Raw genomic sequence first — 20,175 nt, 5'->3', positions numbered from 1 at the left:
CGTGCGTCTTGCTACCTGGAACGTGAACTCCGTCCGTGCCCGTACCGACCGGATCCTCGACTGGCTGCAGCGGACGGGCACCGATGTGCTCGCCATGCAGGAGACCAAGTGCAAGGACGAGCAGTTCCCGTACGAGCGGTTCGAAGAACTCGGCTACCGGGTGGCGCACGTGGGGCTCTCCCAGTGGAACGGCGTCGCCATCGCCTCCCGCATCGGTCTCGACGACGTGCAGGTCGGGTTCGAGGACCAGCCCGGGTTCACCAAGGACCCGGACGCCGACCCGGCTCAGGAGGCCCGGGCGATCGGCGCGACGTGCGGCGGCGTGCGGGTGTGGAGCCTGTACGTGCCCAACGGCCGTGAGCTGGCCGATCCCCACTACGTCTACAAGCTCGAGTGGCTGGCGAAGCTGCGGGCCGACGCACAGGCCTGGCTCGCCGCCGACCCGCAGAAGCAGATCGCGCTCGTCGGTGACTGGAACATCGCTCCCACCGACGAGGACGTGTGGGATCCGGCGTTCTTCGAGGGTCGGACGCACACGTCGGAGCCGGAGCGGGAGGCGTTCCGCGCCTTCCTCGACGGCGGCTTCACCGACGTGGTGCGCCCGCACGCCCCGGGCCCGGGTGTGTACACCTACTGGGACTACACCCAGCTGCGCTTCCCGAAGCGCCAGGGCATGCGCATCGACTTCGTCCTCGGCTCCCCCGCGCTCGCGGCGCGGGTCTCCGGCGCGGAGATCGACCGCAACGAGCGCAAGGGCAAGGGCGCGAGCGACCACGCGCCCGTCGTCGTCGACCTCGCCGACTGAGGCGACCCGGTCACGGCGGGGCGGAATCCGCGCGTCAGCGACGGCCGGCGGTCGGCTCGAGCGGCAGGACGACGTCCCGGTACTCGGGGTGGGCGGTGAGGAACCGTTGCACGTAGGTGCACACGGGCCGGACCCGCCAGCCACGCTGACGCGCGAGATCCAGGGAGTGGCCCACGAGCACCCCCGCGAGCCCACGGTGCCCGAAGTCCTCGACGATGACGGTGTGCAGGAAATCGACGACGGGATGGTTGCGCCCGGGCACGCCCGAGGGACGATCCGTGTCGAAATACCCGAGGATCCCGACAAGATCCCCGTTGAGGCGTAGCTCGAAGCGGTTCTGATCCTTGTTGTCGGTCACCTCGGTACGCGGCGAGTTGACGAGCATGATCCCCTCCGTGGTGCCGTAACCGAACTGTGACCTACGCCACTATAGAGCATGCAGGGTGTATCCGCCGAGACGTAGGCGGCAAATATCTGTCCTGCCCCCGACACGGTGCTGCCCTGCCACCCCCCGCGCGGTGCCGTCCTGCCCCCGGCACGGTGCTGCGCTATGGTGGCACCGCACATCGCAACCACACGGGAGCTCGCACCAGCGGGCTGAGAGGACGGCTCGGGGCCGTCGACCGTAGAACCTGACCGGGTAATTCCGGCGTAGGGAGATCATCTCGTGAGCACAGCTGTATCCGGCTCGTCCGCGTCCGGCGCGGGCGCCGTCACCACCGGCCCCATCGAGGGCAGCACCAAGCACTACGTCGCCGTGCCCGGGGAACCGGGGATGTCGGTCCCGGTACGCCGGGTCCACCTGACCACCGGCGAGCACCACGACCTGTACGACACGTCCGGGCCGTACACCGAGTCCGACGTCGTGGTCGACCTGGCCGCGGGCCTGCCGGCACTGCGGGCCGGGTGGCCGCGGCACCCGGGCACGCAGCTCGCCGCCGCCCGCGCGGGCGTCGTCACCCCGGAGATGCGCTATTGCGCCGCCCGCGAGGGCGTACCCGCCGAGACGGTCCGCGCCGAGGTCGCCGCCGGCCGGGCCGTGATCCCGGCGAACCACCGCCACCCCGAGCTCGAGCCGATGGTCATCGGCAAGGCGTTCGGGGTGAAGGTCAACGCGAACATCGGCAACAGCGCGGTGACCTCCTCGATCGCCGAGGAGGTCGACAAGATGGTGTGGGCGACCCGGTGGGGGGCCGACACCGTCATGGACCTGTCCACCGGCCCGCGCATCCACGAGACCCGCGAGTGGATCCTGCGCAACTCGCCGGTGCCCGTCGGCACGGTGCCGATCTACCAGGCCGTCGAGCAGGCCGGTGGGGATCCGGCCGCGCTGACCTGGGAGATGTACCGCGACACCGTGATCGAACAGTGCGAGCAGGGCGTCGACTACATGACCGTCCACGCCGGGGTGCTGCTGCGGCACATCCCGCTCACCGCGCACCGGGTGACCGGCATCGTCTCGCGCGGCGGCGCCATCATGGCCGCATGGTGCCTGGCGCACCATCGGGAGTCGTTCCTGTACACACACTTCGCCGAGCTGTGCGAGATCCTGCAGCGCTACGACGTGACGATCTCCCTCGGCGACGGCCTGCGTCCCGGCTCCGTCGCCGACGCCAACGACGCCGCCCAGTTCGCCGAGCTGCGCACGCTCGGGGAACTCACCCGCGTCGCGAAGTCGCACGGCGTCCAGGTGCTGATCGAGGGTCCCGGACACGTGCCGATGCACCTGATCGAGGAGAACGTGCGGCTCGAGGAGGAGCTGTGCGAGGAGGCCCCCTTCTACACCCTCGGGCCGCTCACCACCGACATCGCTCCCGCCTACGACCACATCACCTCGGCGATCGGCGCCGCGATGATCGCCCGGGCCGGCACCGCGATGCTCTGCTACGTCACGCCGAAGGAGCACCTGGGCCTGCCCGATCGGGACGACGTCAAGACCGGGGTGATCGCGTACAGGATCGCCGCCCACGCGGCAGACCTCGCCAAGGGCCACCCGCGCGCCCGGGAACGCGACGACGCGCTCTCCCGCGCCCGGTTCGAATTCCGGTGGCACGACCAGTTCGCGTTGTCCCTCGACCCGGACACCGCCCGCGCGTTCCACGACGAGACGCTGCCGGCGGAGCCGGCCAAGAAGGCCCACTTCTGCTCGATGTGCGGCCCGAAGTTCTGCTCGATGCGGATCTCCGCGGACGTGCGGGCCGGGCTGGCCGGCAAGGCCGCCGAATTCGCCGGCGCGGGCGGCCAGGTCTACGTCCCGATCGAATCGGTAGGGTCGCAGCCGTGAAGCTGCTGCCCCTGGCCCCGAAGGGCCGAACCCCGGTCCGAGCCCTCACCATCGCCGGAACCGACTCGGGTGGCGGGGCCGGCATCCAGGCCGACTCGCGCACCATGGCGATGTGCGGCGTGCACGCCTGCGTCGCCGTCGCGGCCGTGACCGTGCAGAACTCCGTGGGCGTCAGCGGCTTTCACGAGATCCCGCCCGAGACGGTGGCCGCGCAGGTGCGGTGCGTGGTGGAGGACATCGGGGTCTCGGGCGCCAAGACCGGCATGCTCGCCTCCACCGGGATCATCGAGGCGGTCGCCGCGGTGTGCGCGGAGGTCGGCATCGGCCGCGATCGGCCGGTGCCGCTCGTGGTCGACCCGGTGTGCGCGTCGATGCACGGCGATCCCCTGCTGCACGCGGAGGCTCTCGACGCGGTGCGGCACACCCTGATACCGCAGGCCACGGTGGTCACGCCGAACCTCGACGAGGTGCGGCTGATCACCGGCATCGAGGTCGTCGACGACGCCTCCGCGCGACGCGCCGCCGAGGCGCTGCACGGCCTCGGCGCGCAGTGGGCGATCGTCAAGGGCGGGCACCTGCGCACCTCCGACGTCAGCACCGACCTGCTGTTCGACGGGGACCGGTTCCTCGAGTTCACCAGCCCCCGCATCGACACCGGCAACGATCACGGCGGCGGCGACACGCTCGCCGCGGCGATCGCGTCGGCCCTCGCCCACGGGTGGTCGGTGCCCGAGGCCGTGGAGTTCGGCAAGGAGTGGGTCACCCGGTGCCTGGAGTGGTCGTACGACCTCGGCGCCGGGCACGGCCCGGTCAACCCCCTGTGGCGACTGCAGTCCTGATCCGCCAGATCCCGAGTTCGGGCGGTACACCCTTGGGGGCCGACGCGAACAGCCCGCGCCGGTGCGGGCGCACCTCGAGGCCGAGCGTGTCGACGGCACCGGCCGGCAGTGCGTCGAGCGTCGCGGAGGACACCACCACGTGCCCGTTCCCGGCGAGCTCCATCATGCGGGCCGCGACGGTGACGTCGACTCCCAGCCAGTCGCTGCCGATCCGCCGGGGCCGACCGGTGTGCGCGCCGACCCGGATCCGCGGCCGGTAGCCGTCCGCGGTCACCGCCGTCAGGGCGGCGCGGGCCGCGAAGATCGCGTCCAGCGCCCGTTCCGGCCGGTCGAACACCACCATCAGACCGTCGCCGAGCCGCTTGACGACGGTGCCGCCGCGGTCCGTGAACGCCGGCTCCAGCGCCCGGGCGACGCGCCGCAGCAGGTCGAGGGTGGCGACGTCGCCCGCGGCGAGGGACCACGTCGAGAACCCCACGAGGTCGGTGAAGACCACGGTGACCTCCCGGTCGCCGCGGCCGGCGCCGGCGCGTTCGAGCAGCGCCTGCCAGGCCTGCAGCACGCCGAATCCGAGTTCGTGCACCGCGCTCGGGTCGTCGACGTCGCGCCACCGTCCGGCCAGCCGGGCGACGGCCTGCGGCCCGCTGGTCCCGGCGGTGGACAGCGGATCGCCGAACCCGGGATCGCCGGGGAGCGCGCGCCGCAGCCGCCGGGCCAGCCGGACCAGCTCGGGCCGCCGGTCCACGGCCGAGAACCGGTCCGCGAGGCGACGACCGAAGCCCGGGGCCGGCGTCTCATCCATCGGAGCGGACCTCGGCGCGCTGCGGCCCGACGGGAACCCCGTCCGGTCCCGCGACGGTCCGCGCATACGTGCCCACCCCGTACCCGACGGCCGACGCGGCGACGGCGAGCGCGGCCCGGTCGATGTTGGCGAGCGTGTCCTGCGGGCTGTGGTAGTTCGGGTCGAACGGCGCGTCGCCGGTGCCGCCCCACTTGCCCGCCTGCTCCGGGGTCTTGCGGTCGTCGGCACCGGAGAACACGCCCCCGGAGGGGATGCCCGCGTCGACGAACGGCCCGTAGTCGGAGCGGCCGTCGAAGTCGGTGCCGTCCGCGGCGACGCCCCGCGACGTCAGGTAGCCCAGGAAAGTGCGCTCGATGCCGGCCGAGCCTTCCGGTCCCGGTCCGGCGCCCACCGCGTCGGAGTCGTCGCCGTCGTAGACGAGGTAGCCCGGATTCGGCGACCCGAGCATGTCGAAGTTCAGGTACAGGGCGATGTCCTCGCGGGCGGCGTCGTCCAGGGAGGCCACATAGTCGGTGGAGCCGACCAGCCCGACCTCCTCGGCACCCCAGAACGCGAACCGCACCGCGTTGGTGACACCCGGGTCGCTGCCGAGCTGCAGGGCCGTCTCGAGCACCGCGGCGACGCCGGTGCCGTTGTCGTTGATGCCCGGTCCCTCCGGGACGCTGTCGAGGTGGGCGCCGACGACGACCACGTCGTCGGTCGAGCCCGTGGCGGTCTGCGCGAGCACGTTGCGCGAGCGCACGCTGTCCACGCGGGTGTCGAGGACGAGGGTCACCGTGGTGGGTGCGGCGGCGAGCGCGCGGCCGTCGGCGCCGCTGATCCCCGCGGCGGGCACGAGGTCGTTGCCCTCCTCGCCGAGGGTGGCGCCGGCGAGCGCACCGTCCTCGTTGTTGGCGACGAGGAGCGCCGCCGCACCGCGTTCGGCCGCGACCTGCTGCTTGACGAAGAACGGGCACACCCCGCGCGTGACGAGCACGACGGCGCCGGAGACGTCGAGCCCGTCGTAGTCGGAGGCCTCGCACCCGGGCGTGTCGTCGGCGGGCACCGGCACGAGCCGGGCGGTGAGTCCGTCCGGGCCGGTGGACGGCGAGAACTCGAGGGCCCGGACCGGCACCGGCGCGCCGGCGACGGTCAGGGTCTCGGTCTCGACGTCGAAACTGCGGACGTCGAACTCCGGGGTCTGCACGTCGAATCCCGCGTCGCGCAACCGGCCGGCGACGTAGTCGACGCTCGCGTCGTAGCCGGCGGTGCCCACGGCGCGGTTGCCGTCGTGCTCGGTGGCGATGCGTTCGAGTTCCGTGAGGTGGCCGACCACCGCGTCGATTCCCACGGCCCCCGCCAGCACGGCCGGGTCCACCGGCGCCGGCGCCGGCGGCTCCTCCGAGCATGCCGCCACCAGCAGCACGATCGCCGCGACGGCGCCCCCGGCCCGTACCCGCGCTCCCCGGTTCATCCGCCGAGAATACTCACGCGTCGCGCCGATTCACCACGACCAGCGCGGCCGCGAACACCACGGCGACGAACACCGCGAAGTACACCAGCGAACCCCACGGCCCCCAGTGGAAGTCGATGCCCTGCTCGCTGCCGAGGAAGTGGTTGGCATTGGCGAACGGCAGGAAGGGCTGCACCTGCCGGCCGAACGAACCGAACAGCGCGAACAGCGACTCGATCAGCAGCGGCCACAGCAGCAGCAGCGCGATGGTGCCGGCGGACTGGCGCAACAGCGCCCCCACCGCGACGGCGAGCACCGCGCACAGCAGCGCGTAGATCGCGACGCCGTAGATCGACCGCCACGCATCGTCGCCCTCGAGCACCAGGTCCCGCCCGGCCTCCGGGCCGGCGAGGGCCTTGGCGAGATAGAACGAGGCGAGGGCCAGCACGCCGGTCAGTACCGCGCCGAACACCCCGATCAGCAGCGCCTTGACGACGAGGACGGCGCTGCGGTTCGGCATGGCCTGGAACGTGGTACGGATGACCCCGAACCGGTACTCGCTGGTCACCGACAGCGCCGCGAGGATCATCAGCACGAGCACGCCGAAGCCGGCGACGCCGCTGACCGCGACGTCGACGGTCGGGTAGAACCGGCCGACCTCCTCGTCGACGGACATGCTCGCCTTGGACGCGGCGCCGAGGATCGCCGCGAGGCCGAGGCCCAGCGCGACGATCACGACGGTGCACCACCACGGCGACTGGGTGGAGGTCAGTTTGATCCGTTCCGCCTTGACGGTGTCCACGACCACGCTCGTCGTGCCGGCGTTGTCCACGGCCACGCTCATCGCAGCTCCCCCTTCATCGGCTGCACAGCCGGGCCCCCGGCCACGGCTCCCTGGTACTGCACGTCGTCTCCGGTCAGTTTCATGAACGCCTCCTCGAGCGACGCGTTCTGGCCCGCCAGTTCGTGCAGCACCACCGAGTGCGCAGCTGCGACCTCACCCACCTGCGCGGTGGTGACGCCGCTGACGATCAGCGCGCCCTCGTCGTCCCGGACGGTGTGGCCCTGCCCGGTCAGTGCCGTCCGCAGCGTGTCGAGCTGTGGGCTGCGCACCCGCACCGTCGCCTCCGACGCCCGCTCGACGAACTCCGCGACGGACGTGTCCGCGATGAGCCGGCCCCGGCCGATCACCAGCAGGTGGTCGGCGGTCTGCGCCATCTCCGACAGCAGGTGGCTCGACACGAGGACGGTGCGGCCCTCCGTTGCGAGGGCCTGCATGAACCGCCGGATCCACACGATGCCCTCGGGGTCGAGGCCGTTGACGGGCTCGTCGAACAGCAGCACCTTCGGGTCGCCGAGCAGGGCACCGGCCAGTCCGAGCCGCTGCGACATGCCGAGCGAGAAACCGCCCGCGCGCTTGTCGGCCACCTCGGTCAGGCCGACGAGCGCGAGCACCTCCTCGACCCGAGAGTTCGGCAGGCCGTTGGACGCGGCGAGCCAGCGCAGGTGTGCCCGCGCCGACCGGTTCGGGTGTACCCAGCGCGCGTCGAGCAGCGCACCGACGGTCCGCAGCGGCCGCTTCAGCTGCCGGTAGGGGACGCCGTCGATCAGCGCGGTCCCGGCGGTGGGCCGGTCGAGGCCGAGAATCATCCGCATCGTCGTGGATTTCCCGGCGCCGTTGGGGCCGAGGAATCCGGTGACGATCCCCGGCCGGACCGTGAACGTCACGTCGTCGACGGCGACGGTGGAACCGAAGGTCTTCGTCAGTCCGGTCACTTCGATCATGACCCACAGCCTGCCCGATTCGGGCGGATCGCGCCGCGCGGGGTCGCCCTACGGTCCTGCAGGCGTCTCGATCAGTGGCTGTCGTTGCATGCGACGACGAGGACCTCGGCGTCCACCGGGCCGGTGCTGCGGAGCCGATGATCGAGGGAGGCGTCGAAATAGGCGCAGTCGCCGGAGTCCAGGGTGACGATCGTCCCCCCGTGGTCGAGTTCGATCGATCCGGAGACGACGAACACGAACTCCTGGCCGCTGTGCTCGGGGTGCGGGTCGTCGGCGAAGTCGCGTCCGGGCCGGACGACGAACGGGGACATCGCTTTCCCCAGCATTCCCGCGGCGACGGGGTGGTAGCGGTCCGCCCCGGCCCGGGCGGGGGCGCGCTCGATCGTCATCCGCGAACGCGACGCGTCGTCCGCGAACAGCTGCCCGACGTCGACGTCGAGGGCGCGGGCGATCCTCATCGCCACCGCGATCGACGGTGTGCTGCGCTCGCGCTCGATCTTGGACAGGTAGCTCTTGGTCAACCCGGTCTGCGCCGCGAGGGCCTCGAGCGTGAGCCCCCGCTCCTTGCGTAACGCTCGCACCAGCGCGGTCACGGCCCCGTCCTTCCGTCGTCACCCCTCACACGGCGAGTCTACAAAGTGTCCTGTCGAGGGCTCTCCCGACGAAAGTAGCTGTATATGACACAAAGTGTCCTATAGTCTCCCTCGTGTCCACCGCAGTCGAGATCGAGGAGGCCGATCGATGTCCGGGACGTTCACCGCTACGAAAGCGGAGTTGATGCACCAGGCCCAGGCCCGCATGCGGACCCACCTTGCGGAGTCCGGCTGGACGACGCGCCAGAAGCTCGCCCTGACCTGCCGAATCCTGTTCGACGCCGGGCACGACTCCGGCCTGGCGGGCCAGATCACCGCCCGCGCCGAAGAACCGGGGACCTACTACACCCAGCAGCTGGGCCTCGGGTTCGACGAGATCACCGAGGACAACCTGCTGTTGGTCGACGAGGATCTCCAGGTTCTCGACGGCTCCGGGATGGCCAATCCCGCCAACCGGTTCCACAGCTGGATCTACCGCGCGCGCCCCGACGTGCAGTGCATCGTCCACACCCATCCGTTCCATGTCGCCGCACTGTCCATGCTCGAAGTCCCGCTCGTGGTGTCCCAGATGGACATCGCGCCGCTCTACGACGACTGTGCCTTCCTCCCCGCCTGGCCCGGCGTGCCGGTCGGCAACGAGGAAGGCGAGATCATCACGGCCGCGCTCGGCTCGAAGAAGGCGATCCTCCTGGCCCACCACGGCCACGTCGTCGCCGGGGCCGGCATCGAGGAGGCGTGCTCGCTCGCCGTGCTGATCGAACGCGGCGCCGAGCTGCAACTCGCCGCCATGGCGGCCGGCACGATCGCCGAACTTCCGGACCGGCTCGCGCGAGAGGCGCACGACTGGACCCTCACCCCGAAACGCAGCCAGGCCAACTTCGCCTACTACGCACGTCGCGCCCTGGCCCGGCACCCGGACGCGATCGCCGGCTGAGCGCCCACCGGCACTCGGCGAGGTTGCTCGCCCCCGCTTTCACGAGACGAAAAGGATTCTCTGCCTTGACCACACTGGAAGGCATCATCGCCTACCCGATCACCCCGTTCACCTCCGGCGCCGATGCGACGGTCGACACCGGCGCGCTCACCGCGCTCGTCGACCGCCTCGTCGGGGACGGTGTGCACGCCGTCGCCCCACTCGGCAGTACCGGCGAGAGCGCCTATCTCACCGAGAAGGAGTTCGACACCGTTCTCGACACCACGATCGCCGCCGTCGCCGGCCGCGTCCCCGTCGTCGTCGGAGTGTCCGACCTGACGACGGCGAACACCGTCCGCCGGGCCCGTCGCGCGCAGACGGCGGGCGCCTCGGCCGTCATGGTGCTCCCCGTGTCGTACTGGAAGCTCACCGATCGCGAGATCGCCTGCCACTACGCCGCCGTCGGTGCGGCGATCGACCTTCCCGTCATGGCGTACAACAACCCCGCCACCAGCGGCATCGACATGAGCCCGGAACTGCTGGTGTCGATGTTCGACACCATCGACAACCTCACCATGGTCAAGGAGTCCACCGGCGATCTGTCCCGGATGCAGCGCATCGCCGAGCTCAGCGAGGGCCGCCTGCCGTTCTACAACGGCAGCAACCCGCTCGTGCTCGAGGCGCTGAGGGCCGGGGCGTCCGGCTGGTGCACCGCCGCGCCGTGCCTGCGGCCCGAGCCGTGTCTCGCGCTGTACACGGCCGTCGAGGACGGCGACCTCGCCCGCGCTCAGGCCCTGTACGCCGAACTGCGGCCCCTGCTCGAGTTCATCGTCGCCGGCGGCCTCCCCACCACGATCAAGGCGGGCCTCGGCATCCTCGGCTCGGACGTCGGGGATCCCCGAGCGCCGCTGCTGCCCCTCGAACCCGAGGGAAGAGCCACCCTCGCACGGCTGCTCTCCGCCGCCTGACGGCGCGTGTGGTGCCGCGGCCCGTGCGGCACCACACGCACGTCGAGCGACCACCCGGTCACCGTTCCCTCGGGTCGCCCTACGGTTCGAGCGGCGAGGAGGCCTGCGCCCAGAACCGCTTCGGGATGCGGCCCGCGTGCCGGGCCCGGAAGCCCGCCTCGACGGCGTGCCGCATCGCCGACGCCATGAGCGCCGGGTCCTTCGCCCGCGTCACCGCGGTCGCCAGCAGCACCGCGTCGCACCCGAGTTCCATCGCGAGCGCGGCGTCCGAGGCGGTGCCGATGCCGGCGTCGAGGATCACCGGCACCCCGGCGGCCTCGACGATCATCTCGATGTGGTGCGGGTTGGCGATGCCCAGTCCGGTCCCGATCGGCGAGCCGAGCGGCATCACGGCGGCGCAGCCGACGTCCTCGAGCCGTCGCGCCAGCACCGGATCGTCCGTGGTGTAGGGCAGCACGACGAACCCGTCGTCGACGAGCTGCTCGGCGGCGGAGACGAGTTCGATCGCGTCGGGCAGCAGGGTGCGTTCGTCGGCGATGACCTCGAGCTTGACCCAGTCCGTCCCGAGGGCCTCGCGCCCGAGTCGGGCGGTGAGCACCGCCTCGGCGGCGCCGCGGCAGCCGGCGGTGTTGGGCAGCGGCGCGATGCCGAGGCGGCGCAGCAGATCGAGCACGCCGGTCCCGGACGCCGCGTCCACGCGGCGCATCGCCACGGTGGTCAGCTCGGTGCCGGAGGCGACGAGCGCCTCCTCGAGCACCGCGAGGTTGGCGGCCCCACCGGTGCCGGTGATGAGCCGCGACGAGAAGGTCCGCCCGGCGATCGTCAGCGGCGGCAGGTCGTGGCCGGGGTCGCGGCCGGTGTTGTGCTCAGCCACCCTGCACCGCCGTGAGAACCTCGATCTGCCAGCCCTTTTCGACGCGTTCGGACCAGCGCCCCCGCGGGAACACGGCACCGTCCACGGCGACGGCGACGCCCTTGTCGGGCAGACCGAGTTCACTGAGCAGTTCGGCCATCGTCGGCGCCTGCGCGAACCAGCGCTCCTCCCCGTTGACCGTGACACCCACCGTCGGCGCACCGTTCATGACCTTTTCCCCTTCGAGAATCGTTGTGGATCAGCATGTTTCGAGACAGCGAGGGGTTCGTCCGCGAGCTCCGCGACCACCGCGTCCGCGGTGACCGGGGTCAGCAGCACCCCGTTGCGGCCATGCCCGGTCGCGGCGATCACCCGTTCGGACAGCCGGCCGATGAGCGGCAGATTGTCCGGGCTCATGGGCCGCAGCCCGGCGCTCGCCTCGTGCAGTTCGTACTCGCCGATCGCCGGGAACAGCGCCTCGGCGTCGGCGATCAGGTCCCGCACCCCCGCGACGGTGACCTGCGTGTCGTCGGCCTCGTACTGGGTCGCGCCCACGACGAGGCCGTCCGCGCGCGGCACCAGGTATGCCGGCCGGCCGTGCACACTGCCGCGGACCGTCCGGTGCGGGGCGGGCGCCGCACTCGGGCGGGTCCGCAACCGCAGGATCTCCCCCTTGACCGGCCGCACCGGCAAGCCCGGCCACAGGCGGGCCGACGCCGCGCCCGCCGCGAGCACCACCCGGTCGGCGTCCAGGTCCGCGACGTCGCGCACCGGCACATCGACGAAGGCCACACCGGCCTCGGCGACGGCCCGCCGCAGCGCATCGACGAGGATCCGGTTGTCCACGGCCAGCTCGTCCGGGGCCAGCAGGCCCAGGCGGATGCGCGGCCCCAGCGACGGCTCGAGCTCGCGCACCTCGGCGCGACCGAGCACGCGCATCTCGTGCCCCTGAGCCGAGACCCACTCGGCGATCGTGCGCAGATCGGCCGCGTCGGCCGCGTCCAGCGCGACGGTCAGCGACGCGTCGGCGGTGAACAGGTCCAGTCCGGTCTCCCGCAACAGCTCGGCGCCGAACTCCGGCCAGCGGGCCAGCGACGCCGCGCCCAGTTCGAGGACGTGTTCCTCCCCCGGCCAGCCCTCCGACAACGGTGCCAGCATCCCGCCGGCCACCCACGACGCCCCCGCCCCCGGGGACGGGTCGTGCACGGTCACGGTCCAGCCGGCACGGGCCGCGCGCCACGCGATCGACAGCCCGATCACGCCTCCGCCGACGACGGATACGGTTCCCACAGTTCGTCCACCTCACTCCCTGCGCCGGCATGATCCGGTTCAGGTGCTGACGGTCGGGGCCGGCAGGCCCCCTCTCAGCCCCGCGATCCCCGGGACTCCCGTGTCGATTCGTTCAGTGCAGAGACTACCGTCTTCGCCGTGACTACCTACCGCGGCAACCATCCCGCCCCCCGGGAACGCCTCGCGCAGGCCCGGCTCTACCTGTGCACCGACGCCCGTCGCGACACCGGAGACCTGGCCCGATTCGCGGAGGAGGCCCTCGCGGGCGGAGTCGACATCGTCCAGCTCCGCGACAAGGGTTCGGCGGGCGAGAAGAAGTTCGGCCCGCTCGAGGCCCGCGAGGAACTCGCGGCACTCGAGGTGCTGGCGGCGGCGTGCCGCCGGCACGGTGCGCTGCTGGCCGTCAACGACCGTGCCGACATCGCGCTCGCCGCGGGCGCCGACATCCTGCACCTGGGTCAGGGCGACCTGCCGGTGCGGTACGCCCGGCAGATCCTCGGCGAGGAGATCGTGATCGGCCGGTCCACCGGCAGCCGCGCGCAGGCGAGCCTGTCCGACATCGAGGAGGGCGTCGACTACTTCGCCCACGGGCCGGTGTGGTCCACCCCCACCAAGCCGGGGCGCACCCCGGCGGGACTCGAGGTACTGCGGGAGGTGGCCCGGTCGCAGCCGCAGCGGCCGTGGTTCGCGATCGGCGGCATCGACGCCGAGCGGCTGCCCGAGGTGCTCGCCGCCGGCGCCACCCGCATCGCGGTGGTCCGGGCCATCACCGCGGCACCGAATCCGCGGGCCGCGGCGGCGGCGCTGAAAGCCGCGCTGCCCGGCTGACCGTCCGCTGGAGCCGGCCCGCCGGCCGGCAGTCCGCTGGAGCCGGCCCGCCGGCCGGCAGTCCGCTAGAGCCAGCCCAGGACCGTCGACGGCGACAGGGTCGGCACGTCCCCGGGCAGCCGGGCGCGCAGTCCCCGGTCGGCCGTCACCACCACGGTGAGCACCTGGTCCAGCACGGCCGACGTGCCCGTCGCCAGGGAGGCCAGCTCGTCGTCCCCGCTGCCGACGGCGGTGTGCACCGGGGTCCGGTCGTCGTGGATCACCGCCGCGCGGGCCTGCCCCTCGAGGACCGCTTCGATGCGGCTCACCCAGCCGAAGCACCCGTCGGGCAGCTCGACGGTGCGGGGCAACGCCTCCGCCAGCTCCGCGAGCAGTCGTGCGGTGGCGCCCGGGCGGTCACGCCACCAGCCTGTCGGCCGCGACCCGAGGACGTTGGCGGTGTCGAGCAGCATCCGCACCGCACGGGTCCGCAGGTCCGGCCAGGCCGCCGCGAACCCGGTGTGCAGCGGCATGGTCTCGACGTCGGCCTCCGGCACCCAGCGCAGTTCGGTGCTCTCCCCGTTGAGGGTCGTCTCCATCGGGCTCGGGGTGTCCGCGACGACCGTCGTGTACGTCCACCCCCCGGCCACCCCGGAGGTGACCCGCTCGGTGCGCACGCTCAGCGCCGCCGGGTCGATCCCGGTCTCCTCGTTCGCTTCCCGCACGGCCGCGGCGACGGGACTCTCGTCGCTGTCGCGGGCGCCGCCGGGTAGCGCCCACGTGCCGCCCTGATGGCTCCACGCCGCGCGGTGCTGCAGCAACACGGCCGGCGTGCCGTCGGGCAGCGGCGCGCGCAGCAGCAGTCCGGCCGCGCCGAATCTGCCCCACCGGCGATCACCGTCGGGTCCCACGGCCCAGCCGTCCCCGTCACCTCGCATCGCGTCCGCCTCCCTGCCGCCCGACCGCCGACCGCGAGCCGGGCGTCCACCGTCCTCGGACGGCAACAACATCCCGTTACTGCTTATATGCTCGCCACACACAGTGCCACATCGGAAGGGGTGCTCTCGTGGACGTGCGCGTGACCCCCACGCTCGGTGCGGTGGGGAGTCGCCTCCAGCGTAACGACGTGCCGGCCGCCGCGACCGCCCACGCCGGCCCCTCCGACGAGGTGCGCGACCTGCTGCGCTCCACCCCCGCCAAGCTCGTCACCCTCGGTGTGCTGCTCGCCGTGCTCCTCCTCGTCTCCGGGGTCGCGGCGGGCCAGACGGTCACCGGCCGCAAGGCCACCCACGATCGGTTGCTCGCCACCACCGAACCGCTCGCCGATGCCGCACAGAACCTCTACAGCGCACTGTCGGTCGCGGACGCGGCGGCCGCCACCGGCTTCATCTCCGGCGGCATCGAGCCGAAGGAGGTCCGCGACCGCTACGCCCAGGCCGTCGGCGAGGCGTCCGCCCAGCTCGTCGCCGCCGCCGGCGGGATTCCCACCGGCGACCGTGCGGGCACCCGGCTGCTGTCCGGCATCGCCGAACGCCTCACCGTGTACACGGGCCTGGTCGAGACGGCGCGGGCGAACAACCGCGTCGGCAACCCGGTGGGTGCCGCCTATCTCGGCGAGGCGTCGAACCTGATGCAGTCGGCGCTGCTGCCGATGGCGCAGGAGCTGTACACGCAGAGCGTCTCGGCGGTCTCGTCGACGCAGCGCGCGTCGGTGCAGCCACCGTGGACGTCGATCGGTCTGCTGCTGGTGACGGTCGTCGCGCTCACCGCGGTGCACGTCATCATCTCCCGGATCAGCCGTCGCACCCTCAATCCCGGTCTGCTGCTGTCGATCGCGGCGACGGGAATCCTGCTGTGCTGGTTGCTCGTGGCCGGACTGATCTCGTCGAGCGCGACCGAGCGGGCGATCGTGCACGGGGCCGAGCCGCTCGGGGTGTTCACCGACAGCCGCATCCTCGCGCAGCAGGCACGCACCGCGGAGACCCTGCAGCTCGTGCGCCGCGACGCCACCGGCGAGTACGACGCGACGTTCGACCAGAGCATGTCCCGGCTCGGCGAGCTGCTCGCCGGGTATGCGTCCGGCGAGGAGGTGGAGATCGTCACCGATCCCGCCGTGCGTGCCGCCGAGGCACGCACCGCATGGCTGGCGTCGCACAATCGCATGCAGGCCGCGCTCGACCGCGGGGACTTCCCGGCCGCCGCGATCCTCGCGACCGGTCCCGGTCCCGACGAGGCCGTCGCCCAGTTCGCCACCCTCGACCGCGCCCTCGAACGCGGCATCGACCTCGCCCGCGCCGAACTGCGCGGCAACGAGGACCGCGCCGCGCAGACCCTGTCCGCGCTCGCCCCCGCCACGACGGCGTTGACGGGGCTGGCGCTGCTCGGCATCGTCGTCGGGCTGTGGCCGCGCCTGCGGGAGTACCGGTGAACGTGCGTCGTCTCGTCGCCGCGACGGTCGTCGCCGTCGCCGCATTCACGGGCGGCTGCGCGACCTCACCGCCGGAGATCCTCGCCGACCCGGACCCGTCCTACACAGAGCCGCCCCTGCCGGAACGCGCCACCGTCGCGCCCAGTGCGGCGCCCGTCCCCCCGGAACCGGACTGCGGCGACCCCACCGCCGGTCTGCGTCCCGACGGCGCGACGACCGGACCGACCCTCGACGCGATCCGGGCGCGCGGCCGGCTCGTCGTCGGGCTCGACACCGGCAGCAACCTGATGAGCTTCCGGGATCCGGCGACCGGCCGGATCACCGGATTCGACGTGGACGTCGCGCGGGAGATCGCGCGGGACCTGCTCGGCAGCCCGGACCTGCTCGACTTCCGGATCCTCAGTTCCGCGGACCGCGAGCAGGCGCTGCAGGACTCCACCGTCGACATCGTCGCCAAGACGATGACGATCACGTGTGCCCGCCGCGAACGGGTCGACTTCTCCACCGTCTACTTCCGGGCCCAGCAGCGCGTCCTGGTGGTCAAGGGGTCCGACGTCCGCGACGTCGCCGACCTGGCGGGCCGGCGGGTGTGTGTCGTGCAGGGAACCACGTCGCTCGACCGCCTCCGGCGGCTGCAGCCGTCCGCGGCGATCCTCACCGTCCCGACGTGGGCGGACTGCCTCGTGGTGCTGCAGCAGCGTCAGGTGGACGCGGTGAGCACCGACGACACGATCCTCGCCGGCCTCGCCTCGCAGGATCCGTACCTCGAGCTGGTCGGGACGTCGATCGGCAGCGAGCCGTACGGCATCGGCATCGCCAAGGGCCGCGAGGACCTGGTGCGGTTCGTCAACGGCACCCTCGAGCGGATCCGTCGCGACGGGACGTGGACGCAGCTCTACAACCGCTGGCTCCTCGTCCTCGGACCCGCCCCGGCGCCGCCGACCCCGACGTACGTGGACTGAGAGGCCGCATGTCCGACACCGAACACGACCCGGGCGCGGCGACGCAGCGCAGTGCCCCGCCGGACGGCGGGCCCGCCACCGAGCGCAGCGCCGCGCCGGAGACGGGACCCGCGACGCAGCGCAGCGCCCCGCCGGAAACCGCACCCGCCGCCCAGCGCAGCGCCCCCTCCCGGGGCAGCGTCCCGTCGCAGCGGTCGTCGCGGCGGTCCCGGCCGCGCGTGCCCTCGCGGCGGCGCCTCGCCGGGCTCGTGGACATCCCGGTCCCCGCACCCGTCGACCCGGCCTCCGTGGTGCTCCCGGATCCGCACGTGGCCGAGGGCAAGCGGTTCTGCTGGAAGTGCGGCAAGCCGGTCGGCCGCAGCACGCCGAACGGACCGGGCCCCACCTCCGGGCGCTGCCCCTCGTGCGGCACCCCGTTCGAGTTCGTCCCGATGCTGCCGCCCGGCGCCATCGTCGGCGGGCAGTACGAGGTGCAGGGCTGCCTCGCGCACGGCGGGCTGGGCTGGATCTACCTCGCCGTCGACCGGAACGTCAGCGACCGGTGGGTCGTGCTCAAGGGCCTGCTGCACTCGGGCGACGCCGAGGCGCAGGCCGTCGCCGTCGCCGAGAAGCAGTTCCTCGCCGAGGTGACGCACCCGAGCATCGTGAAGATCTTCAACTTCATCGAGCACCCGCGCCCGGACGGCACCCCGATGGGCTACATCGTCATGGAATACGTGGGCGGGCATTCGCTGCGCGAGGTGCTCGACAGCTGTCCCGAGCCGGCCCGGATGCCCGTCGAACAGGCCATCGCGTACGTCCTCGAGATCATGCCGGCGCTGAGCTACCTGCACTCGATCGGACTCGTCTACAACGACCTCAAGCCCGAGAACATCATGGTCACCGAGGAGCAGCTCAAGCTCATCGACCTCGGGGCCGTCACCGGCGTCGAGGACTACGGCTACCTGTACGGCACGCCCGGCTACCAGGCGCCGGAGATCGTGCGCACGGGCCCGACCGTCGCCACCGACATCTACACCGTCGGCCGGACCCTGGCCGTGCTCACCCTCGACATGCCGTGGCAGCAGGGCCGCCTGGCCGACGGCCTGCCCACCCCCGAAAAGGCACCGCTGCTGGCGGAGTACGAGTCGTACCACCGGCTGCTGCTGCGGGCGACCGACGCCGATCCGCAGCAGCGGTTCCGGTCGGCCGACGAGATGGCGAGCCAGCTGACGGGGGTCCTGCGGGAGATCCTGTCGCAGCAGACCGGCGAGGAGCATCCCGGCCTGTCGTCGGTCTTCAGCCGCCAGCGGACGACGTTCGGGACGGACGAGGCCGTCGGACGCACGGATTCGATCGTCGACGGCGTCGCGCGGGACGAGAACCTCTCGGCCCGCGACGTGGCGGCGGCGCTACCGGTGCCGCTGCTCGACCCCAACGATCCGAGCGCCGCGCTGCTCGCCGCCGCGGTGCACAGCGAGCCCCAGCAGACCCTCGACTCGCTGCGGCACGCGCGCGACAACGGGCTCGAACGCGTCGTCGGCACCGCGGACGTCTCGTTCTCCCGCGAGATCACCCTCGCGGAGGTGCGCGCCCATCTCGACCTGGGCCACGGCACCCGCGCCGCGGAGATCCTGCGCAAGCTCGAACGCGACCTCGGCGCGGACTGGCGCATCGACTGGTACGCCGGGCTGGCCGAACTCGTCAACGGCGAATTCGAGTCCTCCTTCGGCAGATTCGAGAAGGTACTCGCGGCAATGCCCGGCGAGACCGCACCCAAGCTGGCGCTCGCCGCAACCGCGGAACTCATTCTGCAGCACTGGGAGAGCGACGATCCCGAGGCCTGGCGCCGATTCTGCGAGAGCTACTACCGCACCGTGTGGCGCACCGACCACAACGTGGTCAGCGCGGCGTTCGGCCTCGCCCGGCAGCTCACCCGCCGCGGCGACCGGGCCGGTGCGATCGCGGCGCTCGACCAGGTGCCCGCGAGTTCCCGGCACCACGCCGTCGCCCGCATGACCACGGTGCTGATCCTGTTGCACGACAGGCCGATCGACGAACTCGAGGAAGCCGACCTGCGCGAGGCCGCGCGCCGGGTGGGGACGTTGTCGCCCGACGAGAGCCGGTTCCTGCAGATGCGCACCCTGGTGCTGTCGACGGCACTCGACTGGGTGCGCGCCGGCCACTCCGCCCGCCGCGAACTCGACCCGATCCTCGACGTCCCCTTCACCGAGAAGGGACTTCGCGCCGGCACCGAGTCCGGCCTGCGCGCCCTCGCCCGCAACGCCCCCGCCCGCACGCACCGCTACACCCTCGTCGACCTGGCCAACGCCATCCGCCCCCGCAGCATCCTGTAGCCCGTCTCCGCGCCGAACGTTGAAGGGGTCGTTATGAAGACATCGGGCGAGTAGCACTCCCGACAACCGCCCCCTCGCGCGTCACCAACGGGCACCAGCCGCGTCCAAAGCTCGGCGGACACGTTCGACAACGATGTGCGGCCGTTCCCTGAGGAGCACGGCGCCCACCCGCACAACTCTCCAACCGTTCTCCTCGAGGACCGCATATCGATCGATGTCCCGCGCTCGCTGCCGCCGGTCGGTCCAGTGGTGCTCGCCGTCGTATTCGACGATCACCTTCCACCGTCCCCATCCCATGTCCGCTCTCGCCAGGAATCGTCCGGAGCCGTCTCGGATGATCAGCTGCGTTTCGGGCGCAGGCAGCCCGTGTCGAACGAGCAGGAGGCGAGTTCGCGTTTCGGGTGGAGACTCGGCTCCACCGTCGACGACGGCCAGCACGCGCCGGAGCTGTGCCACGCCCCTGGCGGCTCCGCGACTTGCCGCCACGTCGAATACGTCCGTCACCGGCAACCCCGTGGCGTTGCACAGGGCGTCCAGGGTTTCCACGGCGTGGTCGAAGCCGAGCGCGCGACCGAGATCGAACGCGGTGCGTGCCGGGGTCGTGACAATCAAGCCGCCGATCGTGCACACCTCGTGTGCGGCCAGGTCGGCCTTCCGCACGAGGATTGCCTTGGGCGCCCGCACATGAGCACCGAACGCCAACTCTGGGGGCACTTCGTCGTCGATCCATCTGGTGCCGTGCACCGCCGCGGCCGACATGCCTGCAAGTACGCCTTTCCGTCCCGACCACAGCCACGCCGCGTGCGCACGGCCGACCGCGTCGAGCACGGTGCCCTTCGATACGTACACATTGCGATGGATGCGATCGAACCGGCAGCGCAGATCGTGAGCAGTGACCCGGCCCGAAGCCACAGCTTCCGTGCCGAGGAAGGGTCGACCGGAGAAAGTCATGCGCGCAGCATGCTGGTCGCGCCGCGGCCGGGAAAGCCCGCTCACGCCACTCTGTGGACAACTCGGAGCTGTCCACAGGTACCACCTCGAGGGGGCGGCCTTCGGGAGTGGCACCTGTACGATGTCG

Annotated in this window: 20 protein-coding genes and 1 riboswitch; of the genes, 9 read left to right on the top strand and 11 right to left on the bottom strand. The window is 72.1% G+C overall.

Going from position 1 to position 20,175, the window contains the following annotated elements:
* Nucleotide 1 precedes the first annotated feature (1 nt).
* Entirely contained in the window at nucleotides 2-805 is an 804-nt protein-coding gene (locus A4U64_RS04645) for an exodeoxyribonuclease III (RefSeq protein WP_029545336.1), read from the top strand.
* 34 nt (nucleotides 806-839) lie between these two features.
* On the opposite strand, the gene A4U64_RS04640 is transcribed toward A4U64_RS04645, so the two are convergent.
* Nucleotides 840-1,190: a GNAT family N-acetyltransferase gene (locus A4U64_RS04640; protein ID WP_029545338.1), complete on the bottom strand. Its 351-nt coding sequence runs from the start codon at nucleotides 1,188-1,190 to the stop codon at nucleotides 840-842.
* A gap of 282 nt (nucleotides 1,191-1,472) precedes the next feature.
* Between A4U64_RS04640 and thiC the strand changes: the two genes are divergently transcribed.
* Nucleotides 1,473-3,089 carry a phosphomethylpyrimidine synthase ThiC gene (gene thiC, locus A4U64_RS04635; RefSeq protein WP_006938227.1) on the top strand — a complete coding sequence of 539 codons (1,617 nt, stop codon included), beginning with the start codon at nucleotides 1,473-1,475 and terminating at the stop codon, nucleotides 3,087-3,089.
* A complete protein-coding gene (thiD, locus tag A4U64_RS04630) occupies nucleotides 3,086-3,928 on the top strand; it encodes a bifunctional hydroxymethylpyrimidine kinase/phosphomethylpyrimidine kinase (protein ID WP_006938226.1) in 843 nt (280 codons plus the stop codon). Before thiC ends, thiD begins: the two co-directional genes overlap by 4 nt.
* Here thiD and A4U64_RS04625 read toward each other — a convergent pair.
* The 5 genes from A4U64_RS04625 to A4U64_RS04605 form a co-directional block, all read right to left on the bottom strand.
* The gene (locus A4U64_RS04625) at nucleotides 3,900-4,730 is read right to left on the bottom strand and encodes an adenylate/guanylate cyclase domain-containing protein (RefSeq protein WP_065922266.1); all 831 of its coding nucleotides are present in this window, start codon (nucleotides 4,728-4,730) and stop codon (nucleotides 3,900-3,902) included. The two genes, thiD and A4U64_RS04625, sit on opposite strands and share 29 nt — an antisense overlap.
* The gene (locus tag A4U64_RS04620; RefSeq protein ID WP_198163392.1) at nucleotides 4,723-6,183 is read right to left on the bottom strand and encodes a M28 family peptidase; all 1,461 of its coding nucleotides are present in this window, start codon (nucleotides 6,181-6,183) and stop codon (nucleotides 4,723-4,725) included. The genes A4U64_RS04625 and A4U64_RS04620 overlap by 8 nt, the downstream gene beginning before the upstream one ends.
* A gap of 13 nt (nucleotides 6,184-6,196) precedes the next feature.
* Nucleotides 6,197-7,006, bottom strand: a complete 810-nt coding sequence (locus A4U64_RS04615; protein ID WP_050035671.1) for an ABC transporter permease — start codon at nucleotides 7,004-7,006, stop codon at nucleotides 6,197-6,199.
* On the bottom strand, nucleotides 7,003-7,947 hold the full coding sequence (locus A4U64_RS04610; RefSeq protein WP_006938220.1) for an ABC transporter ATP-binding protein: 945 nt from the start codon (nucleotides 7,945-7,947) through the stop codon (nucleotides 7,003-7,005). The genes A4U64_RS04615 and A4U64_RS04610 overlap by 4 nt, the downstream gene beginning before the upstream one ends.
* 71 nt (nucleotides 7,948-8,018) lie before the next feature.
* Nucleotides 8,019-8,540: a helix-turn-helix domain-containing protein gene (locus tag A4U64_RS04605; RefSeq protein ID WP_050035672.1), complete on the bottom strand. Its 522-nt coding sequence runs from the start codon at nucleotides 8,538-8,540 to the stop codon at nucleotides 8,019-8,021.
* Between the two features lie 148 nt (nucleotides 8,541-8,688).
* Here A4U64_RS04605 and A4U64_RS04600 point away from each other — a divergent pair, with 148 nt between their 5' ends.
* Entirely contained in the window at nucleotides 8,689-9,474 is a 786-nt protein-coding gene (locus tag A4U64_RS04600; protein ID WP_006938218.1) for an aldolase, read from the top strand.
* Between the two features lie 65 nt (nucleotides 9,475-9,539).
* Complete coding sequence (locus A4U64_RS04595; RefSeq protein WP_043803353.1) at nucleotides 9,540-10,421, top strand: dihydrodipicolinate synthase family protein; 882 nt, start codon at nucleotides 9,540-9,542, stop codon at nucleotides 10,419-10,421.
* Between the two features lie 79 nt (nucleotides 10,422-10,500).
* On the opposite strand, the gene A4U64_RS04590 is transcribed toward A4U64_RS04595, so the two are convergent.
* The 3 genes from A4U64_RS04590 to thiO all read right to left on the bottom strand — a co-directional run bounded on the left by A4U64_RS04590 (nucleotide 10,501) and on the right by thiO (nucleotide 12,564).
* On the bottom strand, nucleotides 10,501-11,295 hold the full coding sequence (locus tag A4U64_RS04590) for a thiazole synthase (protein ID WP_006938216.1): 795 nt from the start codon (nucleotides 11,293-11,295) through the stop codon (nucleotides 10,501-10,503).
* Nucleotides 11,288-11,503 carry a sulfur carrier protein ThiS gene (gene thiS, locus A4U64_RS04585; protein WP_029545344.1) on the bottom strand — a complete coding sequence of 72 codons (216 nt, stop codon included), beginning with the start codon at nucleotides 11,501-11,503 and terminating at the stop codon, nucleotides 11,288-11,290. Before thiS ends, A4U64_RS04590 begins: the two co-directional genes overlap by 8 nt.
* Entirely contained in the window at nucleotides 11,500-12,564 is a 1,065-nt protein-coding gene (thiO, locus tag A4U64_RS04580) for a glycine oxidase ThiO (RefSeq protein WP_065922265.1), read from the bottom strand. Before thiO ends, thiS begins: the two co-directional genes overlap by 4 nt.
* A riboswitch (TPP riboswitch) is annotated at nucleotides 12,564-12,676 on the bottom strand. (Overlaps the previous gene by 1 nt.)
* 26 nt (nucleotides 12,677-12,702) lie before the next feature.
* Here thiO and thiE point away from each other — a divergent pair.
* Nucleotides 12,703-13,392 (top strand): thiamine phosphate synthase, encoded by a 690-nt coding sequence (gene thiE / locus A4U64_RS04575; protein WP_006938213.1) that lies wholly within the window; start codon nucleotides 12,703-12,705, stop codon nucleotides 13,390-13,392.
* 65 nt (nucleotides 13,393-13,457) lie between these two features.
* Here the strand turns inward: thiE and A4U64_RS04570 are convergent, their stop codons facing one another.
* Nucleotides 13,458-14,309 carry an NUDIX hydrolase gene (locus A4U64_RS04570; RefSeq protein ID WP_006938212.1) on the bottom strand — a complete coding sequence of 284 codons (852 nt, stop codon included), beginning with the start codon at nucleotides 14,307-14,309 and terminating at the stop codon, nucleotides 13,458-13,460.
* 128 nt (nucleotides 14,310-14,437) lie between these two features.
* Here A4U64_RS04570 and A4U64_RS04565 point away from each other — a divergent pair, with 128 nt between their 5' ends.
* From A4U64_RS04565 to A4U64_RS04555, 3 genes are read left to right on the top strand one after another with little or no spacing between them, the layout of a single operon-like run.
* A complete protein-coding gene (locus A4U64_RS04565; RefSeq protein ID WP_006938198.1) occupies nucleotides 14,438-15,799 on the top strand; it encodes a hypothetical protein in 1,362 nt (453 codons plus the stop codon).
* A complete protein-coding gene (locus A4U64_RS04560) occupies nucleotides 15,796-16,761 on the top strand; it encodes a glutamate ABC transporter substrate-binding protein (RefSeq protein WP_029545345.1) in 966 nt (321 codons plus the stop codon). The genes A4U64_RS04565 and A4U64_RS04560 overlap by 4 nt, the downstream gene beginning before the upstream one ends.
* An 8-nt stretch (nucleotides 16,762-16,769) precedes the next feature.
* Entirely contained in the window at nucleotides 16,770-19,097 is a 2,328-nt protein-coding gene (locus A4U64_RS04555; RefSeq protein WP_029545346.1) for a serine/threonine-protein kinase, read from the top strand.
* Nucleotides 19,098-19,178: 81 nt separating this feature from the next.
* Here the strand turns inward: A4U64_RS04555 and A4U64_RS04550 are convergent, their stop codons facing one another.
* Nucleotides 19,179-20,048, bottom strand: a complete 870-nt coding sequence (locus A4U64_RS04550) for a DUF559 domain-containing protein (RefSeq protein WP_065922264.1) — start codon at nucleotides 20,046-20,048, stop codon at nucleotides 19,179-19,181.
* Nucleotides 20,049-20,175: the final 127 nt, after the last annotated feature.

Source organism: Rhodococcus sp. WB1 (assembly GCF_001700945.1).
In the GTDB taxonomy this organism is placed as follows: domain Bacteria; phylum Actinomycetota; class Actinomycetes; order Mycobacteriales; family Mycobacteriaceae; genus Rhodococcus; species Rhodococcus aetherivorans.
The sequence above is the reverse complement of the archived record's forward strand: the minus strand, read 5'-3'. Positions and strand labels throughout refer to the sequence as shown.